Consider the following 24,247-nt stretch of genomic DNA (forward strand, 5'->3'; position numbering starts at 1 on the left):
ATGATAATAAAAGAAGAACTTATAAAGGGATTTGTTAAGAATACTCATCCTTATGGTTGTAGGCAGGAAGTATTAAATCAGATAGATTATTGTGAGAATTCTAAGAAATTTACGGGACCTAAAAAGGTTTTAATCATAGGAGCATCATCTGGTTTTGGTCTTGCTACTAGAATTTCACTGGCATTTGGAGGAGCAAAAGCAGATACGATTGGATTATCCTATGAAACTGGAGTTACAGATAGGAGACTTGGAACACCGGGATGGTATAATAATATATTTTTTAAGGAATTTGCAGAAAAGGAAGGACTAATAGCAAAAAATTTTATTGGCGATGCTTTTTCAGATGAAGCTAAAGATGAAGTAATTAAATATATAAAAGAAAAGTTTGGAAAAATAGATTTATTTGTTTATAGTGTGGCTGCTCCAAGAAGGAAGGATTATAAAACTGGAATAGTGTATAACTCAAAGATAAAAACCACTTCAGGAGAATTCGAGGGACCAACTATTGATATTGAAAAAGGTGAAATGGTATTAAAAAAAGTTAATAGTGCTACTGTGGATGAAATTGAAGACACTAGAAAGGTTATGGGTGGAGAAGACTGGGAGAATTGGTGTGATATACTCCTTAAAGAAGAATGTTTTTCAAAGGGTGCTCTTACCATATCATACTCATATATTGGTTCTCCAAGAACTTACAAAATATACAGAGAGGGAACTATAGGAGCAGCTAAAAAAGATCTTGAAAATATAGCACACGAAATTAATGAAAAGCTAAAAAAAGAAATTGATGGGAAAGCTTTTGTTTCTGTAAATAAAGCACTAGTTACTAAGGCAAGTGCATATATACCTACTTTTCCGTTGTATGCGGCAGTTCTATATAAGGTTATGAAAGAAAAAGGCATTCATGAAAATTGCATTATGCAAATGCAAAGGATGTTTTCAGAAAAGATATATTCAAGCGGTGAAGTAGAATTTGATGACGTAGGAAGACTAAGAATGGATGATTTTGAACTTAGGGAAGATGTTCAAAGAGAAGTAGACAATATATGGAATAAAATTACTCCGGAAAATTTTAAGGAGTTATCTGATTATGAAGGATATAAAAAGGAATTTATGCAGGTAAATGGTTTCGAGGCTGAAGGAGTAGATTACGATATGGATATTGATGTTGAAGTATTAAAGAAATTAGAATATTAAGTGCGATAATTGTTAGTTGAAGTTCGGAAAATTATGTGAGATATTGTGAAGCTGTATTTAAGAGATACAAAGATAAGGTGAAATATTGGCTTATATTTAATGAGATTAATTGTCTTACCGTACCTTTCGGTGCAAGAAACTAATGGTTGGAATCTGGAGTAATAATGTTTTGAAATATCTATATATAGCGGTTTTAAATAAGAAGACATGTATGTTATGTCTTCTTATTTTTGATTTTATTTAATGTGCCGCAAAGCTTTTGCTTGTATTGTGTTTCTCCTGAAAAAATAATGCAAATGCTCCTGTTAAGATTACAGTTATTATTCCAACAGATGAAAATCCGGCTCTACCACCAAAAGCATTCATAACACTGCCTACAAAGAAATTTCCTATAGGTACTGAACCAGCGTTAAAAAGACTATATATACTCATTACTCTTCCTCGGTACTCATCTTCTGTATTAAGCTGAAGAATTGAGTTACTTCCATTTAGAAAAGCTAGATTTGCAAAGCCAGTTCCAAGAATAAAAAGCGCACACAAATAATAGTTATTTGAAAATGAAACTAAAAGCTGAAATATTGCTGTAGAAAATGCAGCTGTTTTTAAGAGCTTAAAATTTAAATTTTTTTTACGTGTGCTGGCCATTTTAAATGTGCCTAAAAGAGAACCAAAGCCCATGGCTGATAACAAAAATGTATAGCCATTTGCCCCTCTATGCAAAACTGTTTTAGAGAAGACAGGGGAAATGACATCTATATTCATGCAGAAGGTACAAACTATTCCCATCAGTATAAATGTTTTAACTAGTTTTATATTATTGCGAATATATACTAAACCGTCTTTAACCTCTTTTAATAAGTTTTGGTTATGTTTAACTTGCACCTTGTCTTTTGCAGATATGAAAAATAATCCAATAAGTACAGCCGTAAAACTGAGAAAGTTTAAAAAGAAACAAAAACTTGTGCCGAATTTAACCATTATAATTCCAGCTATAGAAGGTCCAATTATTTTTGCAATGTTAAAAATAGAAGAATTAAGAGAAACTGCGTTGGGCAAATCCTCTTTTCCGACAAGTTCTATGAAATAAGATTGCCTTGTTGGCATATCAAGTGTTGTTGCAAACCCGGAGATTACAGCTAAAATAAAAATAGACCAATAGTTTATGTGGTTAGTATAAACTAATATAAACAATATAAAGGCTTGAATCATAAATGTGATTTGAGTGCAGTAAAGTAGCTTTTTCTTTGGAAATCTATCAACTATTGCTCCTGAAAATGCGGAAAAGAGAAGAGTTGGTCCAAATTGAAATACTCCAAGCATACCTAAAAGTAATGGGGATTTTGTTAGCGTGTATAAAAGCCAAGTTTGAGCAGTTTTCTGAAGCCAGGTGCCTATAACTGATATTGCTTGACCGATAATGAAACATCTAAAATCCCTATGACGCAAAGATTTAAAAGTACTTTTTGTTTAGTAAAAGCATTAGCATTCCTCCGTATTGTAGATATTGTAATAAATAATTGCTAATGCACATACTTAAGCAAAAATGTGCCAAATATATTAAAAGTGTTATTTTTAATGTTAAACATAAGTGAAATAAAGCATTGGGACCTAGGAAATCTCAACTTAAGGCATTTATCTCAAAAACAATATGTTGTAAAAATGAAATATGATTTTTTAAAGATTGAGTATAAACCTTTAAATAAAATGGAGATATATGTGTTTCAAAAATGAAACCAAAATATTATTTTGAAACATAATAAAAATATATATCGGAATAATAAGACTAAATAAATTATTCAATTAAAGGAGCAATTTAAATGAGATATGTTTTAGTTTGCAACATAAATGGAGAAGCTGCAAAATTAAACGCAAAGATTGCAGCTGACTTAAAATATAAATTTAACGCTGGACGTTCTAAATTATCAGCACACTTTACTATAAAGGCACCTTTTGAGACTGATGAGAAAAATATAGTGGAACTAAAAAACATTTTAGAAAAGTTTCAAAATGATTTTAGAAGCTATGAAATGAGTATAAATGGATTTGACAAGTTTAGAGAAGATGTTATATACATGGCAGTTAGTCCATCAAAGGAAGCTAAAGAAGTGCATGATAAATTAATTGATGAACTTAAAAGTCTGCCTTGGCTTGAATGGAAAAGGAATGAGAGGAAGGATAAGGTTTTTCACTGTACAATTGTAAGCAAGAGGGTTAAAGAAAATTTTAAAGAAATTTGGGAGTATGTAAATAAATATGAATGTAATTTTAAATCTAACTTTGATAATCTAACTTTGTATAAGTGGGAGAAAAATACCTGGGTTTTAGATGAAGGCTATAAACTTAGCAGTAGATAATAAAGGAAAAATAAATTTAAATAAAATTTATTAAGTTAAAGGTGATGCTGTTGACACTAAAGGATATTATAAATACAAAGATTGATTCGTTAAAATTATTTTTATATTATTGATTTAGGACGTCAATGTTCGAGTATATCGAAGCTTAGTACGATAAAAGAAGGATACATGGAAGTATTGGATATATAACTCCTCAACAATGTGAGGAGTTATCAAGAAAAATTGCATAAAAAGTTAGACTTTTGTGTCTAAAATATTGACGTTAATCCATTATTCAATAAATTCGTCACTTAAAATTGCATAACTTTTTAAATCAACTGGAATACCATTTTTTAGGATGTCTTGCCTTCGAGTACCTTCATATTTCATCCCTATCTTCTTCATTACGCTATATGAAGCAACATTGCTAGCCATAGCTAAAGCATATATTCTATTTAAATTGAGTTCTTTAAATCCAAATTTTAGAAGGGCTTTAGATGCTTCACTGCAGTAACCTTTACGCCAATATGGTACTCCAATCCAGTAAGCCAATTCTGCTTTTCTATGAACATTATTTATATGTAGCGCTGCTGTACCTATTAGCTCATTATTATCTTTTGTTACTATTGCATATACAACTGCTTTTTTATTAATAAAAGATTCTTTATGAAAACTAATCCACGATTCTGCCATACCATCTTCATATGGATGAGGAACATTGAGTGTTGTTTCAGCTATTTTAGGATTGCCTGCCAATTCTTTTACTCTACTTGAGTCGGATAGTTCGAAAGGCCTTAGAATTAGTCTATCTGTATTTAGTATTGGTTGACTATGCATTTTTACCATCTCCCGTTAATTTTATGTTTGATACAAATCTACAGGTATTAACAATGCAATGTTTGGCGTTATTATACATTATTTAACTTGAAAATGATATAATAATTTAATAAATGTGAGGGGAATTATAATGTGAAGAGATAAATTATTAAATATTTTAAGGGCAGTTACTTTATTAATTGCAGTAATATGTTTCATATGAAAGTTTAATAATTCCTCTTTTGAAATTGTATAATTTATTTCCATATTAAAACCCCAATTATGTTTTTCTATTATAAACTAAAGTGGTAAAATGTGACTGATTACACTATATTGCATTATGTGTAAAATTTAAACATATAATAATTATAAAATATTTTAGTTCATATTAAAAAATACAGCATCTAAAAATTTTGTATTTCTTAGATTTATAGAATTTATTTAATATCTCAAAACACAATTACGGAGCCAGTTTCCTCCATAGGGTTGTTCGTCCTATTCCTAATTTTTCAGCGGCTTTTCCATGGTTATTATCACACCTTATAATTGTTGACGCTATTATTTGTTTTTCAACACTTTTTATCATATCCTTTATATTTAAGGATGTTGGAACTTTTAAATTTATAACATCTCTATCTTCAGATTTATTCATGACCATTTCAAGTATTTCACCCCATTTTAGAGGTGCGTTATTTTTTATAAAAAGGGCGATTCTCTCCATTATATTGTTAAGTTCTCTTACATTGCCTGGCCAATTATATGTCATCAAAAGTGGTGTTAAGTTTTTGAACACAGCATCATAATCAATATTTAGTGTGCTTGATGTCTTTAAAAAGTGAATTGCAAGGAGACCTACATCTTCCCCTCTATCTCTTAATGATGGAAGCTTTATGTTAAATACATTTAATCTATAATAAAGATCTTTTCTAAAAGTTCCTTTTTCTATATGTTTGGTTAGATTTTCATTTGTAGCGCTTATTATTCTTATATTTACTGGTATAATTTTATCTCCACCTATATGCATGACTTCTTTCTCTTCAAGAACTCTTAAAAGTCGTGCCTGTAGAGGTTTAGAAAGCTCACCTATTTCATCTAAAAAAATTGTTCCGTTGTGAGCTAATTCAAAAAGACCTTGTTTTCCTTCTCTTTTAGCGCCGGTGAAGGAACCTCCCTCGTAACCAAACAATTCACTTTCAAGAAGCTGTTCTGGAAGAGCTGCACAGTTTATTGCTACAAAAGGACCATTTTTTCGATTACTGCTGTTATGTATACTTTGTGCAAAAAGTTCTTTTCCGGTACCAGATTCACCTTGTATGAGTATTGAGGAATCGGTTTTAGAATATAAAAGAGCTAAATTTTTTAATTCATTCATGTGTTCATTTCTAGTTAAAATATCATCAAAATGATACTTTGCAATAAAGCCTTTTTCATGAATTTTTTTTTCTTATCATCTGCTCTAAAGTTTGAATTTTTGTAACATCTTCAAAGGTGTTTACAACACCTATTATTTTGTCTTCTACCTTAATAGGAAGCTGATTTGCAGCAATAGTTAGACCGTGCAAATCTTTAATAACTTTTGTTTCTGATTTTCCGCTTTTTAATATATTATCTATTTTATAATTTGGAATTACACAATGTATGTTTTTACCAAGCATTTTTTCGGATGTTTTATTAAACATTTTATTTGCGGAAGGATTGCTTGTTGTTATTTTTTTATGCTGATCAGTAACTATAATTCCCTCGCCTATTGAATCTAGAATTGCCTTAAAACGTGCAGAACGACTAAGTTCTGATCTTCTTACTTCTATTAAGTTTAAGGCCTCATCCACAGCTTGTCTAAGAGCTTCTTCACCGCTTTCTATAGTTATTCCTATGAGACCTTTAGCTTTTGCTATATCAGTAGAAGCCATTCCGCCTACAACAACCTTAAAGTTCTTTTCTTTTACCCCGGAAATTACTTCTTCAATTTCATATTCAGAGTTGAATTTAAATTCTGTTAGTTTAACTTTAAGCATGTTTTCTACATCTACTTTATTTATTCTAGTTTCTTTGTATGAGACTATAGCTACATTATTATTGATTCCTTTGGCTTTATAAATAGCTCTAAAAATATCCATGGAAGCTATAGGAATTGATACTACAGGTATATTTGCCACTTTTTTAATTAATTCACCAGTTGCTCCTCTGCTTATGATTGCATCTACTTCATTTTCTAGTTTTAATGCAATTTTGCGAGCTTTTGTAAAGGAAGCAGGTTTTATTATTGAATTAAATCCATTTTCTTTAGCAACTATAGGAAATAAGTTTGATAAGGTTTCATTTTGAGATATAAGTGCTATAGTTATTGGCATTGAATCACCTTCCTTTAGTTGAAGCAGTTTATATATAAAGATGTAAATTTTATTAACATTGTTTTGAAGCATAGTTTTCAATAAAATCATAAACTTTTTCATCCTCATATCTTGATATTTTTACATTGCCAAAACTCTTTTCTTTCGAGGTAAAATCAAGATATTCTTTTAAAACGTTGTAATTTTCTTTTCTGTTAATTTTAACTTTGCTTATTATTATTTTTTGACAGCAAGGTTTACTATTTGCATCTGAGGGTAAGCACAAAAGGGCTATTCCACCAACATATTTACTTTTATTTAAGCTTGGTTTAACCATCGTTATGTAAGCGCAGCCATCCTGTGAATTGTATAAATTAAAAAATATAAGATTGTCAGAAATCGTGTAACTTCCCTTAAATTCTTTAATCACAGTAGAAGAACCCAATATTGTAAAATTGACATTGCTTTCTGAAATTTTAAGAATACCCTCATGTATATTTTCTTTTTTAGATGAATTTGTGACTAGAAAGTAACAGTAGTAATTTTTTATAAATATACAATTAGAAGTATCGTCACAGTTTATAAATTTTTCAAAGTAAGATGAAGATAAAGGTACGTTTAAAAATGTGTCTATACTAATATGGTAAATTGAGCAAATATAAGCGATGGTTTCTATTGAAGGAAAGGCCTCAGAGGACTTATATTTTGAGAGTAAATCTTCTGAAACTCCTATTTTTTGAGCTAATTTTTTTGAGTTCCTTCAAGTTGTATTAATTTTTTTAAATTATGAACAAAAATTTTTGAGACTTTTTCATATATGTTATTCTTTATTATTTTTATTTTAAGGTTATTATCTTTCAATTTATAATATCCTCCTTTACGAGTTGAATATTTTTCAAGTTTATATAAGAAAATTATATTTAAAATAGTGAATATCTCAAGATAGTTTTTAAATTTGATATATGTATTGAGTTTGAAAACTAAATCAATTATTATTTTAATAATATTTTATGACTTATGTCTAAGCAAAGTCAAATGGTTTATCCTTGAGGAGAGATAATATGAGTGAAAATAAAATACCCGAGGTTGCACGAGCAATACTTGATGAGTATGTGTTTAACTTAAGAATATATTTTGGAAGTAAAGTATTTGGTGTGTATTTATATAATTCAATAGCACTTGGGGCATTTGATGAAAATAAGAGTGATATTGATTTTGTTACGGTTTTGAATAAAAGATTTACGGATAGAGAGATACAGGGGTTAAGAGAACTGCATAGGAAGCTTACAAAAACGTTTAAGTTTGCTAAAAGAATGGAAGGAATGTACATAACAATAGATGAGGTTGGAAAATGTGATTTTGAATTAGATCCATATATATATTTTGCAGGAGGAAAACTTCACAGTGGTCACTATGATGCCAATTATGTTACTTGGTGGACATTAGGCAAATATGGGATTGGGGTTGAAAGCCCGGATATAAGCAAACTTTCTATAGAAACTTATTTTGATAATGTGTTGGAAAATATGGATTACAATTTAAATTGCTACTGGAAAAGTAAACTTAATTCAAAAATTGTTTTCTTTTCGGATGGATGGATTGAATTTTCAGTTTTAACCATGTGTAGAATAATGTACACAATTAAAAATGGAGATGTAGCATCTAAAGTTGAAGCGGCAAAAAATATAATTGAAGATTTACCTAAGGAGTTTAGAATCATTGTAAAAGAGGCACTGAGAATAAGAGAGAGGAGTGATTCAAAATCCCTTTATACCTCAAGGTTTAAAAGAGGAAGGGAAGCAAAAATATTTATAAAGTATGTAATAGGGTGTTTCAATAATAATTACTTTACAAATGTTAAATGGAACTCAAATGTATGAAAGTAGGTTTACTTTAGAATGGAGTTGATATTTTGAATCTTCAAATTTTACTTGTGCTAATATTTAACTTTATTATTTCGCTTATAGGGACACTTGCATATTCAGTTAGGCTAGTTGGAGTTAGAACAGGTAAGATAGCTATTTCATTTACTGTATTTAATATACTATCTTTAATATCTAGAATGGCAGTAACTTTTCAAGAACCATTACTAACTAATTATGTTGAGAAAAACTTATATTCTAATAACCTGCTGCATATATTTAATTTAATAATATTAGTTTCAGGTGCAGCGGCAGCTTTTGGAGCGTTTTTAATACCAACTTTTCAAAAGATTTTTTCTAAAGGTGTTATGGTTTTTTCTATAGAAAGGTCTATTCCAAGACTAGTCATAGATGGCATGTCTAAAAGAGGAAGATAAAAAACTGTTAAGGTTAAGCTGCACAAAATATTTACAAGAAATTTACTGTAAAATCCTTGTAAAAGTATATAGAATAGATTAAAATATTCCCTAAGGTTTTACTGCACATATATGGAGGTGTTTGCATGATCAAAGCTATTTTATTTGATTCTGGCAAGGTTTTAGATAAGCCTGTATCTGGACATTGGTTTATACCGCCGAATTTTTTTGAATATGTTGACAGAGAAGCGTTTGATTCCGTACCATCATCAAACAAAAGAGCGGCATTTACTAGGGCTGGAAATTATATCAGTAAGAAAAAACTTGTTATTAGCGCAGACGAGGAATATAGCAATTTTGTTGAATACTATAGAATACTCGGAGAAGAGCTTCCAAGGCTTAAATTAAGAGATTCAGATGCTAAAGCTATTGCAAGAGATTTGGTTTATAATTATGATAAATATAGTTTTTATGAGGATGCTGTTAGTTTAATACCAGAACTAAGTAAAAAGTATAAACTGGCAGTTGTAACAGATGCATGGCCATCATTAGAAAATGTTTTTAAGCAGGCAGGCTTTAGAGACTACTTTTCATCTTTTATTATATCATCTATGATAGGAGTAACAAAGCCAGATGAACTTATGTATAAGGCTGCACTTTCTGAACTTAAGGTTTTGCCAGAGGAAGCAGTATTTATTGATGATCATGCAAAAAAATTGTGAAGGGGCTAGTAAACTTGGGATTAAATCTATTATTCTATCTAGGGAATTTAAATTTTATGTTTATAATAAATTGGTTAACCCAGGTTATCAGATAATTAGGAGTTTAAATGAGTTAAATGATGCAATTTATAATGAAGTAAGCCATACAAAAGATTAAATCTTTGTACGGCTTCACTTTTTATTATCTGTGTATAACTTTAATTATATAGCATATTTCATCATCTGTTATTGATACATCATATTCCTTTTCAAGAATAGCTGCAGCTCCTCTTACTGTATTAAATTGTTCTAAGTTTTTCAATTTAAATTGTTCTACATTTTCAAATTTTTGCAAAATCACCATGAACACATCTATCGAGCATACAGCCCATATGAACTATTAGGTCCACAAGGTTATCTTCAGAGTTTTCCTCATTATTAAGATTTAATTTTTCAATGAACTTTTTTATAACGATTATGGCAATTTTAGGGTTAACATACTTTACGTATTCATAAAGCATATCTCTTGAAATTTCATAAGCGTTTTTTGGCAGCGGGTCTTGAGCAGCAGTTTTATCAGATGAAGAAATTAATTTTGTATCTATAAATTTTATAAATTCCTGTTGAAAGTTTTTGGTTAAAAGCTTGTTTATAGGGAAATAAGGTATATCTGATTGAGGTCTTAAACTTCCTATGCAGGCGATAATGTCGTATTTTTCTTCTAAGCTTTTTAAATTATTCTCCATGTCAAAATAATTTATAGTTATTATTTCAACAGCTTTTTTATGATCTTCGTCTAATAGTTTTGTAATAATATCTTTAGATATAAGTCCTGCACCTTGGCCAGTAACACATACAGTTATTATAGCCTTTTTCTTTTGTTCTCCTTCTGTTTGTGGTGCTGTCATATTAATTATAGAATTATAGATAGTGTCTATATCAGATTTTTGATACAATACGCTCCTAAGGGTGTCAAGAGCAATAAGTGTGGAAATGTTACTTATAGTCCTTACCTTTATGCCGGTTTCACTCATTATTTTTTCTCCAAATCCAGATAGGGATCCCATATCTACAAGCAATAAAACGCCTTTTCCAGTATTTGAGTTTAAAACCGCAAGCTTAACTTTTTCATAGGTTTCAGGTATTTTTGCACTTAAAGGCATATCTACGGATATTATGTGCTCAACATTAAGGAGTTTGTTTGCTACATTTCCCATGCTTGTTGCAGTGCTGTCGCCGTGGCATACCAGAACAATTCCTATAGTATTATCAGTAGGATTACTTCCAGATTTATTGTTTGCAAGTAGAATTGATAAAAATCCTTTTTCGTCTTCTGGAATTGAAATGCTAAATTTGTCACTTAACATTTTAACCAGTTCTGAGGCTACTTTGAATTCCTCTTTATATTGTCTTCTAATGATTGCCAGATTAGGGTTCTTTATTGGTTTATTTTCCTCAAGTCTTTTTAGTAAGGAATAAATATGAAAAGTAAAGCCAAAAAAGAATTTATTATTAAATTTGGTATTTAGTCTATTTTGAGCAAGCTGAATTAAACTTGCAGATGAATCAACTAGTTCTTTTGGAATAATATTATATAGCTTTCGTATATTCAAATTGTCTGAACTAAACTTATTTATTACTGTGTTAAAGTGATTGTCAAGTTCGGAGTTTATATGGCGCTCAATTTCATTACTATCAAGTCCTTTACTTCTTAATTCCTCCATTTTTTGGTTTATACAATCATATAAATCTTCCTCATCATCTATATTGGAAGTTAAAATTTCATTTTTATCAAAAGAGGAAAAAGGATGTATTATTAAGTTTTCAGTAAACATGCTTAAAAAGTTTTTTACATCTGGTGGAATAGTGAGATTAAAAAGGTTTCCTTTGATTTCCTCGTTAAGCATTTTGAATTCTATATTAAGGGCCTCATTATTTTGAAGGTGTTGAAAGAAGGCTTTTGCGCAAACAAGTTTTATTTCCGAGCTAAGTTGACCTATATTTCCATCTCTAAATTCATATAAAGCTAGAGCTTTAACGACCTCTGGAGAAATACTTATTGGTATATTAAGTTTTAGGGCCTCATAATAAAAAAGTTTTTCAATAACTTCAAGTCTTTCGTCTATAGTTTTCTCTCTAAAAGATGGCAGTGTTATAGTAACTGGGATTCTTCTTAAAAATGTATTTAAGAATGTATCGTTTGGGTCTTCTGTGGTTGCTGCAATTATAAGTACATTGCTTTTTCTAGGTTTTGAGGTTTCACCGAGTCTTGAAAATTCACCCTTATCCATAAGGTAAAAAAGCATTTCCTGACCATCTGGAGGGAGTCTATGAACTTCATCCAAAAATAAGATTCCATTATGAGCTTTTTCTACAATTCCTATCTTATCACTGTCAGCTCCAGTAAAAGCACCCTTAGTATGCCCGAATAATTGGGAAAGTAAAAGTTGTGGAGCATTATAATAATCGGAACAGTTAAAAGATATGAATGGAAAGTTGTCTGAATTTGTATTTTTATTTAGCAGTACATATTTATAAACCGCAGAAGCAAAAGTAGTTTTACCTACCCCACTTTCCCCTAAAATTAGAGTATGAAGACCATGAGGCGGATACATTACAGCTGCCTTTGCTTGCTCTATCTGATGAATGAGACTGTTGTTAAAACCTATTAAAACTTTAAATGGATCATCTATATCTGATTTTTTATTGTTTTTTTCAACAAGAGTTTTAAATTCTTCAGGTGAAAATACCCTGCTAGTATTGTTTATTTTTAATTTATTTAATATAGATTTTGGTATAAAGGTTACAGGTCTGCTATTTATTTTAATAAGTTTTTCTTCTTTTAAAAGATCATTTAAAATTGTACTTGCATTATTTCTTACGATATTAAACTTTTCTTGTATCTCAGAAGCATCAACTCCAAAATTGGCTTCTTCTTGTAAACGCTTTAACAAATAGTCAGTAGTTATCTTGTCACATATATAATTATAAACAATTTCAGATTTTTTCAAGAAAATCACCTACTTAAGATTAGTGTATATTTGTTTGTAAAGGTTTAAATTAGTTTTTTGAAGTATTATTTAATTTATTAAGAACTAGCGCTGCTATAAATATAAATGTTGCAAAATAAATATTTCTGTAAAATAATGATATAGCAAAGAACAAAAAGCTCAACACTATAAGTAAGTTTAAATATAACTTTTTCATAAATCATCCTCCTAATTCTCAAAAGATAGTATTTGGGTACAAATTAATTTTCAAGTTTCAAGTGGTTTATATTTAGAAGGTTGAGTGAGACTAATAGGAATGAAAATTGGAGTAAGGATAGATATTAATATAAAGAAACTAATCTATATTATTACTTTATTATAAAATATATAAAAAATCAATATAATTTTTAGGGTTATGTACATAGTAATTGTTGATATAGATGTAATTTAAAGGAACACTTTGTCTTTTATAAATGAAAAATAATTAAATAAAATAATAATTGTCTAAAAAGTAGTAATATTTGCATATAAAAATTATGCACTAATATAAAATAAAAAAAAGTAGTGCATAATTTATTTTTTGGAAGCTTCATTTATTGATGGTTTTCTCATTATGCACTAAGTTGGCACGCTAATTGCTATATAAAATGGTGTAAAGGTTTTAAAGAATAAGCAGCACTTTAAATATTAAATACAAGGCATTTGAGCAATCAATAAAAAGTATGTCTGATATTAAAGACATACTTACTAGGAGGGGAGAAGGTTGGAGGATAATTTATTACATGAAGAACTAATCTTTCTAAATTATGAAGCAAGTAGTAGGGAAGAACTCCTTAGAAGTTTATCATTAGAGTTGGAGAAAAGGGGGTATGTAAAGGAATCATACGTAAAAGGAATCTTAGATAGAGAAAAAGTTTTTCCAACAGGGCTCAATACAGAAGGAGTAAAGGTAGCACTTCCACATACTGATGCTGTACATGTTAATAAAGCAGCAATAGTTATCGCAAAGTTAAAAAATCCAGTTATATTTAAAGAAATGGGTTTTGGTGAAAAAGATGTGGAAGCAAAACTTATATTTATGATGGCTGTAAAAAATCCAGCAGAACAGGTTACAACTTTAAGCAGGCTTATGTCAATTCTATCTAATAAAGAAACACTTACAAACTTATATAATTGTACAACTAATTCAGAAGTAATAAAGATATTAACAGGTGTTTTATGCGGTAACTAAAAAATTAAAATATAAAATTATTTAAGGAGGAATTTATTATGAGTAATGTAAGAAAAATATTTTTGTAGCTTGTGGATCGGGTGTTGCAACATCACAAACAGTGGCATCAAAAATTGCAAGTATGTGCGAAGATGAAGGACTTAATGTAAACGTTGAAGCAGTTGATATTAAATCTCTTGAAAATATAATAGACCAATGTGATATATACGTATCAATAGTTTCAGCAGGACATGATTTTGGAAAACCTACAATAAATGGAATTGCATTTTTAACAGGTGTTGGTATTGATGAAGAATTTGAAAAGTTAAAAGAATATGTCAATTCATAAAAAAGTTTCCCAATAGAATACCTAAAAATTCTATTGGGAAGATGTTGAAATAAGTTATTATAATACAAATCAAGTTTATCACAAGTTAGAAAAAATTAATATAAAAATAAAAAAATAGGGGGAATTAAAAATGGCTGTTATCAATTATATTTTGGGCTTAGGTGCTGCAGTATTTTTACCTATAATCATGATAATCTTAGGTTTAGCTATGAGAATGAAACCTAAGAAAGCAATAATAGCGGGTCTTACACTTGGTATAGCATTTACAGGCATGAATGTGGTACTTGGCTTTATGTTCAATGCTATAAGTCCAGCAGCTACAGCTTTTGTTAATAATACAGGAATAAAATTGACTTCTATAGATGTTGGTTGGTCTCCTATGTCAGCTATAGCATGGGCATGGCCATATGCATTACTTGTTTTCCCACTTCAAATAGGAATAAATATAGTTATGCTTGCATTTAAATGGACGGATTGTTTAAACGTGGATTTATGGAATGTTTGGGGTAAAATTTTTACAGCAACGATGGTTGCAGCTGTAACGCACAGTGTTCCTTTAGGTTTTGTAGCGGCAGCAATTCAAGTTGTTTTAGAACTTAAAAGTGCAGATATCTCTCAAAAGGAATTATATAGAATTACTAAAATACCTGGAGTTGCATGTTCTCACTATATGACTATACAGGCAGCACTTCTTGCACCTATAAATAGAGTATTAGATTTTATACCTGGAATAAATAAAGTAAATATTAATGCAGAACAATTAAAAGCTAAAATAGGTGTTTTTGGTGAAAATAGTGTTATGGGGTTCATTGTTGGAGCGCTTATAGCAGCATTTGGAGGATATGATTTAAAAGGAATATTAACTACAGCTATGGAAGTTGCTACAGCTCTTGTTTTATTCCCAATGGTAGCTAAATTATTCATGCAGGCGCTTGCTCCAATAGCTGATGCTACAAGTGCAGTTATGAAGAAAAGATTCAAAGGAAGAGAAATTTATATTGGACTTGACTGGCCATTCCTTGCAGGACAATCAGAAATATGGGTTGGTGCGATACTTTTAGTTCCAGTTGAACTTGTTCTTGCAGTTGTAATGTCAAAAATGGGTTTAAACAATGTTATTCCGCTTGCTGGTGTAATTAATGTAATAGTATTTGTTCCGGCTTTAATCGTAACAGGCGGAAATTTAATAAGAATGATAATTTTAGGACTAGTTGCTACTCCTATATATTTAGCAGTTGCAACAAGCTTCTCTCCTATAGTAACTAACCTTGCGAAATCAGTTGGAACTATAAAAGTACCAGCAGGACAGTATATAACTTACTTTGGTGTAGAAATGCCAGAATTAAGATGGTTACTTGCTCATGGATTTAATGTATTAAGAGGTGAAATAATTCCAGCGGTTTTATTGGTAGGATACTTTGGATTATTTTACTGGTACAGCAGATATATGAAGAAGAGAGACGAAGCAGCAGAAGCAAAAGAAGCTAAATAATCCTACGCGGGGTTTGGGCGGAGCCCATTATCCTTCTAGAACCCAAAGCGAGCACTGTTTAAGCAACAGGCAAGAACAAAAAGTAATAAGAGATGAAAATCGCGGGGTTTGGGCGGAGCCATTATCCTTCTAGAACCCAAAGCGAGCACTGTTTAAGCAACAGGCAAAAACAAAAAGTAATAAGAGATGAAAATATATGAATGGAGTGATATTAATGTTAGAAGAATTAAAAAAAGAAGTTGTTAAAATAGCTAAAGAGGCTGATAGATCTGGATTATGCAAACATAGATCAGGTAACTTCAGTATAAGAGATAAAGAAACGGGGTATGTTGTTGTAACTCCTACAGGTGTAGACAGAGAAATATTAACTTACCATGATATATGCGTTATGGATTTAGATGCAAATGTAATTGAAAACGTTACAGGTTTAAGACCTACAAGTGAGGTTTTAATGCATCTTGAACTTTATAAAACAAGAGATGACATATTTGCAGTTGCTCATACACATTCACGTTTTGCAACAGCTTTTGCAGTTCTTAACAAGCCAATACCAGCAATAATATATGAGTGTGCAAATCTTGGACTTAAAGATGCTGTAATACCTGTAGCACCATATGGAAGACCAGGAACAAGAGCTCTTTCTGACAGCGTTATAGAACCTATAAAAAGAGCAGATACAATACTTCTTGAAAAGCATGGAGTAGTAGCTGTAGATAAAGATCCTGAAGAAGCACTATTAAAAGCTCACTATGTAGAAGAGTTAGCAGAGGTTTATTATAGGTCACTTACAATAAATGGAGGGAAAGAACCAGCTTCATTTGCACCAGAAGAACTTCAAAAATGGGAATATCCTTCAGAAATTAAATTAAAAGGATAAGAGAGGTGAATTACTATGAAGAAATTAATGAATAAGGCAGAGGATTTTTCAAGGGAAACTATAGAGGGAATTATCCTTGCACATTCAGAAAGTTTAAAAATGGTTAATAATAACTTCAGATGTATAGTTAGAGCGGATGAAAAGAGGCCTGGTAAGGTTGCAATTGCTACAGGTGGAGGTTCAGGACATCTTCCAACCTTCCTTGGATATGTTGGCTATGGGCTTGCTGATGGGGTAACTGTTGGAAATGTTTTTGCATCACCAAGTGCTGAAGCTATGTACGAAGTGGACAAAGCTATAGATAATGGAGCTGGAATTCTTCACTTATATGGAAGATACGGTGGAGACATAATGAATTTTGGAATGGCAGCAGATCTTGCTTCAATGGATGATATAAGAGTTGAAGAAGTTTTGGTTACAGATGATGTTGCATCAGCACCAAAGGGTGAGGAAGATAGAAGAAGAGGAGTTGCAGGACTTTTCTATGCATATAAGACAGCAGGAGCAGCAGCAGAAAAAATGTATTCACTTGATGAAGTTAAAAGAATTGCTCAGAAAACTGTGAATAACACAAGAACTATGGGAGTTGCTTTAAGTCCATGCACAGTTCCAGAAGCGGGAAAACCTACATTTGCTATTGCTGATGATGAAATGGAAATAGGTATGGGTATACATGGAGAGCCAGGAATTGAAAGAACAAAACTTAGAACTAATGATGAAATTGTAGAAATCATGTTAAATAAGATAATTGAAGATTTACCATTTGAAGAAGGAGATGAAGTTTCAGTTCTTGTTAATGGACTTGGAGCGACTTCACTTGAAGAACTTTATATTGCATATAGAAAAGCTTATGAGATATTAAATAAAAATGGTATAAAAATATACAGAAATTATATAGGAGAATTTGCTACTTCAATGGAGATGGCAGGTATGTCATTAACTCTTCTGAAACTAGATGACGAGCTAAAGGAAATGCTAGATTTTGAAGCTTATTCACCATTTTTTAAACAAGAATAGATTTAAATTACTTGTATAATATTAGACTTATTAACTTGAAAGGTTAAAATGACTAATGCCAAATTAATCCTGTTAAACTGGAATTTAACTCAGAGTACAAAGTACAGAGGACAGAGTACAGTGAAGGATGATTTTTCTCCGCTGTTGCTACAAAAAATCTTAAACTTAATGCACGCAAAGCGCTTAAAATATAGTGTTCAGCGCAGCTGACACTATTAAGTTCTAAGATTTACCTGAGAGTAACGAAAGGTAAATCTACCTTTACTGTACTCTGTACTTTGTACTCTGTGCTCTGAATCAACTTCCAGTTTGTCAGGATAAAGCTGGAACTTATAATTTTCAAGTTTCACGTTGTCTATCTATAGCATAATTAATTGGAGGGTGAAAAATGAATAAAGAATTTTTGAAAAAAATACTTGGAGAAATAACTAAGGTCATGAATGAAGAAAAAGAGTATCTTATAGAACTTGATGGTGCTATGGGCGATGGAGATCTTGGATTAACAATGTCAACCGGATTTAAAACTATGTATGATGAAGTTAATAATGTAGATTCAGATGATATAGGTACGGTAATGATGAAGCTTGGAATGAAAATGAACTCAACTGTGCCATCTACTATGGGAACTTTAATATCGATATGTTTTCTAAAAGCAGCTAAAGAAGCAAAAGGAAAAGCAGAAGTAGATCTTTTAACTGCTTCAAAAATGGGAAGGGCCGCTGTAAATGGAGTTATGGAAAGGGGAAAGGCTAAAGTAGGACAAAAGACAATGCTTGATGCTTTAGATCCAGCAGTAAGAGCACTTGAAAAGGCAGCAGAAGAAAACCAAGCTGCAAAAGCAGCTTTTGAAAAAGCTTATGAAGCAGCAAAACAGGGTGTCGAAAATACAAAACAAATAAAATCAGTTCATGGAAGAGCTGCATACTATGGAGAAAAGTCCCTTGGAAGACCAGATTCAGGAGCAGTTGCAGTTATGTTTATATTTAAAGGAATTGCGCAAAGCTTTTAAGTGTGAAGTAACAATGCTTCGTCATGTTAAAAAAATTCTATAAATCTAAGGCTGAAAAATTTATTAGAATTTTTTAAAATCATTCCTTCAGCATTGTTACTTCACTTCCACGGTAGTGCAAGGAAAAAATTCCTCCGTACCTACGGAATTTTTGGTGTGAACTTGTCCACTCATTTATTGATTAACAGTGATTATAGAGTATTTTTCGTAGGCAACCGTAGAAAAATTTACCTTGCATTTCCGGTTTAGCTAAGTAACAGTATTGAAGAGATGATTTAAATGAAAGCTAATAAATCTTAGGCAATGATTGTTAAAAGGCTTAGAAGCTTCAATTTGTTTGAGCCACAGGCGAGTTATTGAAACTTCTTAGAATTTTGACAATCATCGCCTTAGATTTATAGTTTTCATTTAACATCTCAAGATACTGTTAGTTCGCAATCTTTTTAATTTGTGTGATAAAGAATTGGGGGTGAGAAAATGGACGGTGATATGATTATTGGTCTTGCCAAGGTTACTGAAGCGGCGGCAATTAGATCGGCAAAGCTTGTTGGTAGAGGAGATAAAAATGAAGCAGATGGTGTAGCAGTAGATGGTATGAATGATGCATTTGCCTCTATGCCTATAAGGGGAACTGTGGTAATTGGAGAAGGTGAGCTGGATGAAGCACCAATGCTTTATATAGGACAGAAGGTAGGAAAATGGGAAATGGATATGCCAGAGATGGATATAGCTGTAGACCCAGTAGATGGTACTACATTAATAGCAAAAGGATTGTCTCATGGAATAGCTGTTGTGGCTATGGGAAAAAAGGGGACTCTTCTTCATGCTCCAGACATGTACATGGAAAAGATAGCAGTAGGTAGAGGTGCCAAAGGTGTAATAGATATAGGAAAATCTCCAATAGAAAATATGATAAACACTGCAAAAGCGCTAGGTAAGGATGTAAGAGAACTTACAGTTTTACTTCAAGATAGAGATAGACATAACTATATAATTGAAGATGCTAGAAGAATAGGTGCAAAGGTAAAAGTATTTGGCGAAGGTGATGTAGAAGCTATTTTAACATGTGGACTGGAAAATTTAGGTGTGGATATATTTATGGGAACAGGAGGGGCACCAGAAGGAGTAATAGCTGCTGCGGCAATAAAATGTTTAGGCGGAGATATGCAGTGTAGACTAAAACCATATACTACTGAAGAGATAAATAGATGTTTTGAAATGGGTATTAAGGATATTGGGAAAATGTTCACATTAGATGATCTTGTTAAAGGCGATGAGGTATACTTTTCTGCTACAGGAATTACTAAATGTGAATTTTTGGATGGTGTAATTTTTAATAATAATCAAGCTATAACTTATACTATGGTAATGAATTTAAAAGATAGGACAACAAGGTTTATAAAGACAATGCGAAGTAACATAGTGTCTTACAAAAATAAATAAAATTAATAAATTCTATTTAAGTTATTATGTTACTAAAGATATATTAATGTGAAACTTAAAGTTCATGTATATCAAAATTCGATATTTTGGGTATTTTGGTATATATGAATTTTACTAGTTTCAGTACTAAAAGGCAAGGAGGATTTTCTGTGAGAGGAAAATCTTCCTTTACTATTAACTTATTGTTAGTAGCTTGCAGAATACCGCAAGCAGTAAATATTATAACTTTTTAAGCATTAGGATATTCATCTAAATGTTGGCAAAAAATAACAAAATACTTATATATTTTAAGCTATCTTAGGCTGTAGATTATTGTACTAAGAATTAATATAAATTAAAATCATAAAAATATATTGAATTTATCGTATTATATGCTATAATTATTTATAGCTACCATACAAGTATGGTTGTATGGTAAGCCAAAAGGAGAGTTAATAGATGATTTTTGAAACGGGAAAAAAAATTAACAAGCAAAAAATTATATCAAATTTTGAAAGAAGAGATTATAAAATTAAATTTAAAACCAGGTCTTAGCATTTCTGAAAAGGGTATCTCAGAAAAGTTTGATGTAAGCAGAACTCCTGTTAGAGAAGCATTTTTACTTCTTTCTCAAGAGGGTCTCCTTGATATCTATCCTCAAAAGGGTACATTTGTTTCATTAATTGATCTTTCTCAAGTAGAGGAAGCAAGATTTTTACGTGAGCATATGGAAAGAGCCGTAGTTAAACTAGCTTGCACAACAGATTTTTCGGAAAAGAAGCTAATATCTCTTGAAATGAGTGTAAAAGTTCAAAAGATGTGCATCAAAAATAAGGATTATATAGGAGCTTTTAAAGCTGATGAAGATTTTCATAGGACTATCTTTGAAGGCTGCAATAAGTTAAGAACCTGGAATACGATTTGCCAGGTTGAAATGGATTTTCAACGTATTCGTATGCTGACGCTGGCTTCTAATTTAAAAGTTGATGATATAACTTCTCAGCACTCAGCTCTCATCGATTTAATAAAGAATAAAAAGCCTGAGGCTGCTGATGAAATTATGAAAAACCATCTAACAATGGTTAACTACAATTTAAAGAAAATAAAAGAAAACTATCCTGAGTATTTTAAATAATAATTGGTTTAAAAGAGGGGTGTTAAAATACTTCTGCAAAAGTATATAAAAATAACATCTCCTCTTTCAATAAATAATAATCGTTTTAATTTTAACACAACTACAAATTATATGCTATTAATTATTATTGGTGTATTTTAAATGAAATGGTTTACTAAAAACATTAATTTATGAGGAGGTAATTTTATTATGTTAAATTTAAGTAGTAAAGGCATTAAAGATAAAGAAGCATGGAAAAGTGCAGATATTGAACTTCCTAAATTCTCTTATGAAAACATGGCTAAGGAAACTAAAGCAAATCCAGCTTGGGTGCATTTTGGTTCAGGTAATATTTTCAGAGGTTTTATAGCTGCACTAGAACAAACACTTTTAAATTCAGGGAAAGAAAAATCTGGAATTGTTGCTGTTGAAACTTATGACTATGAAATCATAGACAAAATATATACACCATTTAATAACTTAAGCTTACAGGTGATTATGGAACCCAACGGAAAATTAAAGAATGCAGTAATTGCAAGTATAGGAGAAAGCATTGCAGCAGATACTGAAAGAAAAGAAAATTGGGCTAGATTAAATTCGATATTCGAAAATCCTTCACTTAAAATGATAAGCTTTACTATAACTGAAAAAGGATATAACTTAAAGAGTTTATCTGGAGATTTCTCAGCTGAAGTAGCACAGGATATAAAAAATGGACCAGCTAAGCCAAATAACGTTATGTCAAAGGTTACTTCTCTTTTGTACACTAGATTTAAGGCTGGAAAACTTCCACTTGCAGTAGTTAGTATGGATAACTGCTCTCACAATGGAGAAAAATTATATGCTTCAATAAACACAATAGCAACTAAATGGGCTGAAAACAAGCTTGTCGAGAAGGAGTTTGTTGACTATTTAAACGATACTACTAAAGTAACCTTCCCTTGGAGCATGATAGACAAGATTACCCCAAGACCTTCTGATATAGTAGAAGAAAAATTAACTAAGCTTGGCCTTACTAATCTATCTCTTATTATAACAAGCAAACATACTTATATAGCACCTTTTGTAAATGCTGAAGGACCGCAATACTTAGTTGTTGAAGATAGTTTTCCAAATGGAAGACCTGCTCTTGAGGATGCTGGAGTATATTTCACAAACAGAGAAACCGTTGAAAGAGTTGAAAGAATGAAGGTTTGCACATGCCTTAACCCTCTTCATACATCTTTGGCAGTTTTCGGCTGCGTACTTGGATATACTCTTATTGCTGATGAAATGAAAGATGACTGCTTATCAGCACTTGTAAACAAAATAGGCTATGAAGAAGGTATGCCTGTAGTTACAGACCCTAAGATACTTAACCCTAAGGATTTTATAAAAGAGGTTATAGAAGTAAGACTTCCAAATCCATTTATTCCTGATACTCCTCAAAGAATTGCCACAGATACCTCACAAAAGGTTGGTATAAGATTCGGAGAAACAATTAAGGAATATGTAAAGAGATCAGATTTGGATGTAACGTCACTTAAATATATACCACTTGTTATTGCAGGCTGGTTACGATACCTTCTTGGAGTAGATGACGATGGTAAAATTTTTGAAATTAGCTCTGACCCACTTCTAGAAAGTTTAAAAGAATATTTATCAGAAGTAGAACTAGGCAAAAAATACATCAAAGGTTCCTTAAAACCTATACTTTCAAATAAAGCCATCTTTGGATCAGATCTCTATGAAATAGGTCTTGGCGAGAAAGTTGAAAATTACTTTGAAGAAATGCTTGTAGGACCAAAGGCAGTAAGAAATACACTAAATAAATATTTAAAATAATGAAGAAAGAGGTGTTTTTATGAAAATGACATTTAGATGGTTCGGTGAAAATGATGACAGCGTCACACTTGACCAAATACGTCAAATACCAGGAGTTACAGGAGTTGTAGGCTTTTTATCAGATATTCCAGCAGGAGAATTATGGCCACTTGATACAATAATGGAGTACAAGAAGAACATAGAAGCTCATGGATTAGAGCTTGAAGTTATAGAGAGCGTAAATGTACACGAAGACATAAAGCTTGGCTTACCTTCAAGAGATAAATATATAGAAAATTACAAAGAAACAATCAAAAACTTATCAAAAGCTGGAGTAAAGGTTATATGCTATAACTTCATGCCTGTATTTGATTGGCTTAGGACAGACCTTGCAATGAAGCTTCCTGATGGTTCTGAAGCTATGGATTATGATGATGCTAAATTAAGGGGAATGGACCCAGTAAAATTAGTAGAAGCTACAACAAAAAATTCTAATGGCTTTACACTTCCTGGTTGGGAACCTGAAAGACTTAAGGAATTAAAAAGAGTTGTTGAACTTTATAAAGATGTAGATGAAGAAAAATTATTTGAAAACTACAAGTATTTTCTTGAAGGAATAATACCTACTTGCGAAAAATACGACGTTAAAATGGCAGTTCATCCAGATGACCCTGCATGGGGAATATTTGAACTTCCAAGAATAGTACATTCAAAGGAAAACTTAGATAGGATAGTTAAGCTTGTGGACAGCCCATACAACGGACTTTGTCTATGCAGTGGTGCACTTGGATGTGAAAGAAAGAATAACATTCCTGAAATTATAAGACACTTTGGTGCTATGGGAAGAATACACTTCGGTCATGTTAGAAACATAAAATTTGTAGGCGAAAGACATTTCCACGAGGTATCTCACCTTTCAAGCGATGGAGACTTCGATATGTTTGAAATAATGAAGGCATATCATGACGTAGGCTTTGAAGGCTATATAAGACCTGACCATGGAAGAATGTTATGGGGAGAAAAAGCAAGACCAGGATACGGTTTGTACGACAGAGCTCTTGGAGTAGCATACTTAAATGGATTGTGGGAAGCAATTAAAAAAACGAGTAAATAAATTAATTTATTTAAATAAAAAAAGACATTTCACAATTTGCTATTATAAGGACTACCATCCGAATATAACAAATTATGTATGAAATGTCTAATATAAAATGTTTTCAAGGCTTAATATAACACAAATTAAATTAATTAACAAATGCATTTAAAACAGTTTTTTATTTTTTAATATGCATAAAAACGTTTTTCTAGT

General features: G+C 31.3%; 22 protein-coding genes and 2 pseudogenes. 16 read left to right on the forward strand and 8 right to left on the reverse strand.

Annotated features, from left to right (window positions below; all coding sequences use genetic code 11):
• Together fabV and AGR56_RS19995 are read left to right on the forward strand one after the other, a co-directional pair.
• Positions 1–1,197, forward strand: a complete 1,197-nt coding sequence (gene fabV, locus AGR56_RS03285; protein WP_053241127.1) for an enoyl-ACP reductase FabV — start codon at positions 1–3, stop codon at positions 1,195–1,197.
• 26 nt (positions 1,198–1,223) lie between these two features.
• A pseudogene (locus tag AGR56_RS19995) lies at positions 1,224–1,331 on the forward strand (family 1 glycosylhydrolase); the annotation flags it as partial.
• A gap of 106 nt (positions 1,332–1,437) precedes the next feature.
• Here the strand turns inward: AGR56_RS19995 and AGR56_RS03290 are convergent.
• A pseudogene (locus AGR56_RS03290) lies at positions 1,438–2,646 on the reverse strand (MFS transporter); the annotation flags it as partial.
• Between the two features lie 368 nt (positions 2,647–3,014).
• Here AGR56_RS03290 and AGR56_RS03295 point away from each other — a divergent pair.
• Positions 3,015–3,551, forward strand: a complete 537-nt coding sequence (locus tag AGR56_RS03295; protein WP_053241129.1) for a 2'-5' RNA ligase family protein — start codon at positions 3,015–3,017, stop codon at positions 3,549–3,551.
• A 270-nt stretch (positions 3,552–3,821) separates the two neighbouring features.
• Here the strand turns inward: AGR56_RS03295 and AGR56_RS03300 are convergent, their stop codons facing one another.
• The 4 genes from AGR56_RS03300 to AGR56_RS21210 form a co-directional block, all read right to left on the reverse strand.
• Entirely contained in the window at positions 3,822–4,367 is a 546-nt protein-coding gene (locus tag AGR56_RS03300) for a GNAT family N-acetyltransferase (protein WP_084756847.1), read from the reverse strand.
• 439 nt (positions 4,368–4,806) lie between these two features.
• A complete protein-coding gene (locus AGR56_RS21200; protein ID WP_242851275.1) occupies positions 4,807–5,718 on the reverse strand; it encodes a sigma 54-interacting transcriptional regulator in 912 nt (303 codons plus the stop codon).
• A 55-nt stretch (positions 5,719–5,773) separates the two neighbouring features.
• Positions 5,774–6,787 carry a PrpR N-terminal domain-containing protein gene (locus AGR56_RS21205; protein ID WP_242851276.1) on the reverse strand — a complete coding sequence of 338 codons (1,014 nt, stop codon included), beginning with the start codon at positions 6,785–6,787 and terminating at the stop codon, positions 5,774–5,776.
• Positions 6,750–7,106 carry a hypothetical protein gene (locus AGR56_RS21210; protein ID WP_242851277.1) on the reverse strand — a complete coding sequence of 119 codons (357 nt, stop codon included), beginning with the start codon at positions 7,104–7,106 and terminating at the stop codon, positions 6,750–6,752. The genes AGR56_RS21205 and AGR56_RS21210 overlap by 38 nt, the downstream gene beginning before the upstream one ends.
• A gap of 631 nt (positions 7,107–7,737) precedes the next feature.
• On the opposite strand from AGR56_RS21210, the gene AGR56_RS03315 reads away from it, so the two are divergent.
• The 3 genes from AGR56_RS03315 (at position 7,738) to AGR56_RS03325 (ending at position 9,676) form a co-directional block, all read left to right on the forward strand.
• Complete coding sequence (locus AGR56_RS03315; protein ID WP_053241131.1) at positions 7,738–8,556, forward strand: aminoglycoside adenylyltransferase domain-containing protein; 819 nt, start codon at positions 7,738–7,740, stop codon at positions 8,554–8,556.
• 32 nt (positions 8,557–8,588) lie between these two features.
• Positions 8,589–8,975 (forward strand): DUF2837 family protein, encoded by a 387-nt coding sequence (locus tag AGR56_RS03320; RefSeq protein ID WP_084756848.1) that lies wholly within the window; start codon positions 8,589–8,591, stop codon positions 8,973–8,975.
• A 125-nt stretch (positions 8,976–9,100) separates the two neighbouring features.
• Positions 9,101–9,676 carry an HAD-IA family hydrolase gene (locus AGR56_RS03325; RefSeq protein WP_347460380.1) on the forward strand — a complete coding sequence of 192 codons (576 nt, stop codon included), beginning with the start codon at positions 9,101–9,103 and terminating at the stop codon, positions 9,674–9,676.
• A gap of 181 nt (positions 9,677–9,857) precedes the next feature.
• Here the strand turns inward: AGR56_RS03325 and AGR56_RS19300 are convergent, their stop codons facing one another.
• The 3 genes from AGR56_RS19300 to AGR56_RS20000 are packed head-to-tail and all read right to left on the reverse strand — an operon-like array spanning position 9,858 to position 12,862.
• A complete protein-coding gene (locus AGR56_RS19300; RefSeq protein WP_198149920.1) occupies positions 9,858–9,977 on the reverse strand; it encodes a PRD domain-containing protein in 120 nt (39 codons plus the stop codon).
• A 19-nt stretch (positions 9,978–9,996) separates the two neighbouring features.
• Positions 9,997–12,666 (reverse strand): sigma-54-dependent transcriptional regulator, encoded by a 2,670-nt coding sequence (locus AGR56_RS03330; RefSeq protein WP_053241132.1) that lies wholly within the window; start codon positions 12,664–12,666, stop codon positions 9,997–9,999.
• Positions 12,667–12,715: 49 nt separating this feature from the next.
• A complete protein-coding gene (locus AGR56_RS20000; protein ID WP_157055651.1) occupies positions 12,716–12,862 on the reverse strand; it encodes a hypothetical protein in 147 nt (48 codons plus the stop codon).
• Between the two features lie 546 nt (positions 12,863–13,408).
• Here AGR56_RS20000 and AGR56_RS03335 point away from each other — a divergent pair.
• The 10 genes from AGR56_RS03335 (at position 13,409) to uxuA (ending at position 24,052) form a co-directional block, all read left to right on the forward strand.
• Complete coding sequence (locus AGR56_RS03335; protein ID WP_053241133.1) at positions 13,409–13,876, forward strand: PTS sugar transporter subunit IIA; 468 nt, start codon at positions 13,409–13,411, stop codon at positions 13,874–13,876.
• 58 nt (positions 13,877–13,934) lie between these two features.
• A complete protein-coding gene (locus AGR56_RS03340; RefSeq protein ID WP_053241134.1) occupies positions 13,935–14,204 on the forward strand; it encodes a PTS sugar transporter subunit IIB in 270 nt (89 codons plus the stop codon).
• Positions 14,205–14,334: 130 nt separating this feature from the next.
• A complete protein-coding gene (locus AGR56_RS03345; protein WP_053241135.1) occupies positions 14,335–15,696 on the forward strand; it encodes a PTS transporter subunit IIC in 1,362 nt (453 codons plus the stop codon).
• A 214-nt stretch (positions 15,697–15,910) separates the two neighbouring features.
• A complete protein-coding gene (locus AGR56_RS03350) occupies positions 15,911–16,573 on the forward strand; it encodes a class II aldolase/adducin family protein (RefSeq protein WP_053241136.1) in 663 nt (220 codons plus the stop codon).
• 15 nt (positions 16,574–16,588) lie between these two features.
• Positions 16,589–17,590 (forward strand): dihydroxyacetone kinase subunit DhaK, encoded by a 1,002-nt coding sequence (locus tag AGR56_RS03355; RefSeq protein WP_053241137.1) that lies wholly within the window; start codon positions 16,589–16,591, stop codon positions 17,588–17,590.
• Positions 17,591–17,978: 388 nt separating this feature from the next.
• The gene (dhaL, locus tag AGR56_RS03360; RefSeq protein ID WP_053241138.1) at positions 17,979–18,599 is read left to right on the forward strand and encodes a dihydroxyacetone kinase subunit DhaL; all 621 of its coding nucleotides are present in this window, start codon (positions 17,979–17,981) and stop codon (positions 18,597–18,599) included.
• 477 nt (positions 18,600–19,076) lie between these two features.
• The gene (gene glpX / locus AGR56_RS03365; RefSeq protein WP_053241139.1) at positions 19,077–20,042 is read left to right on the forward strand and encodes a class II fructose-bisphosphatase; all 966 of its coding nucleotides are present in this window, start codon (positions 19,077–19,079) and stop codon (positions 20,040–20,042) included.
• Positions 20,043–20,487: 445 nt separating this feature from the next.
• On the forward strand, positions 20,488–21,156 hold the full coding sequence (locus AGR56_RS03370; protein WP_053241140.1) for a GntR family transcriptional regulator: 669 nt from the start codon (positions 20,488–20,490) through the stop codon (positions 21,154–21,156).
• Between the two features lie 189 nt (positions 21,157–21,345).
• Positions 21,346–22,959, forward strand: coding sequence for a mannitol dehydrogenase family protein (locus AGR56_RS03375; RefSeq protein WP_053241141.1), 1,614 nt, complete (start codon positions 21,346–21,348; stop codon positions 22,957–22,959).
• 19 nt (positions 22,960–22,978) lie between these two features.
• Positions 22,979–24,052 carry a mannonate dehydratase gene (gene uxuA / locus AGR56_RS03380; RefSeq protein WP_053241142.1) on the forward strand — a complete coding sequence of 358 codons (1,074 nt, stop codon included), beginning with the start codon at positions 22,979–22,981 and terminating at the stop codon, positions 24,050–24,052.
• The last annotated feature ends 195 nt before the right edge of the window (positions 24,053–24,247 follow it).

Source organism: Clostridium sp. DMHC 10, from assembly GCF_001270375.1.
In the GTDB taxonomy this organism is placed as follows: Bacteria; Bacillota; Clostridia; order Clostridiales; family Clostridiaceae; genus Clostridium_S; species Clostridium_S guangxiense.

Bases quoted from the DNA above. Each gene is read 5' to 3' on its own strand.
- fabV (WP_053241127.1), top strand. From the start codon at position 1: ATGATAATAAAAGAAGAACTTATAAAGGGATTTGTTAAGAATACTCAT.
- AGR56_RS03295 (WP_053241129.1), top strand. From the start codon at position 3,015: ATGAGATATGTTTTAGTTTGCAACATAAATGGAGAAGCTGCAAAATTA.
- AGR56_RS03300 (WP_084756847.1), bottom strand. From the start codon at position 4,367: ATGCATAGTCAACCAATACTAAATACAGATAGACTAATTCTAAGGCCT.
- AGR56_RS21200 (WP_242851275.1), bottom strand. From the start codon at position 5,718: ATGAATGAATTAAAAAATTTAGCTCTTTTATATTCTAAAACCGATTCC.
- AGR56_RS21205 (WP_242851276.1), bottom strand. From the start codon at position 6,787: ATGATTTTATTGAAAACTATGCTTCAAAACAATGTTAATAAAATTTAC.
- AGR56_RS03315 (WP_053241131.1), top strand. From the start codon at position 7,738: ATGAGTGAAAATAAAATACCCGAGGTTGCACGAGCAATACTTGATGAG.
- AGR56_RS03325 (WP_347460380.1), top strand. From the start codon at position 9,101: ATGATCAAAGCTATTTTATTTGATTCTGGCAAGGTTTTAGATAAGCCT.
- AGR56_RS20000 (WP_157055651.1), bottom strand. From the start codon at position 12,862: ATGAAAAAGTTATATTTAAACTTACTTATAGTGTTGAGCTTTTTGTTC.
- AGR56_RS03345 (WP_053241135.1), top strand. From the start codon at position 14,335: ATGGCTGTTATCAATTATATTTTGGGCTTAGGTGCTGCAGTATTTTTA.
- AGR56_RS03350 (WP_053241136.1), top strand. From the start codon at position 15,911: ATGTTAGAAGAATTAAAAAAAGAAGTTGTTAAAATAGCTAAAGAGGCT.
- AGR56_RS03355 (WP_053241137.1), top strand. From the start codon at position 16,589: ATGAAGAAATTAATGAATAAGGCAGAGGATTTTTCAAGGGAAACTATA.
- dhaL (WP_053241138.1), top strand. From the start codon at position 17,979: ATGAATAAAGAATTTTTGAAAAAAATACTTGGAGAAATAACTAAGGTC.
- glpX (WP_053241139.1), top strand. From the start codon at position 19,077: ATGGACGGTGATATGATTATTGGTCTTGCCAAGGTTACTGAAGCGGCG.
- AGR56_RS03375 (WP_053241141.1), top strand. From the start codon at position 21,346: ATGTTAAATTTAAGTAGTAAAGGCATTAAAGATAAAGAAGCATGGAAA.
- uxuA (WP_053241142.1), top strand. From the start codon at position 22,979: ATGAAAATGACATTTAGATGGTTCGGTGAAAATGATGACAGCGTCACA.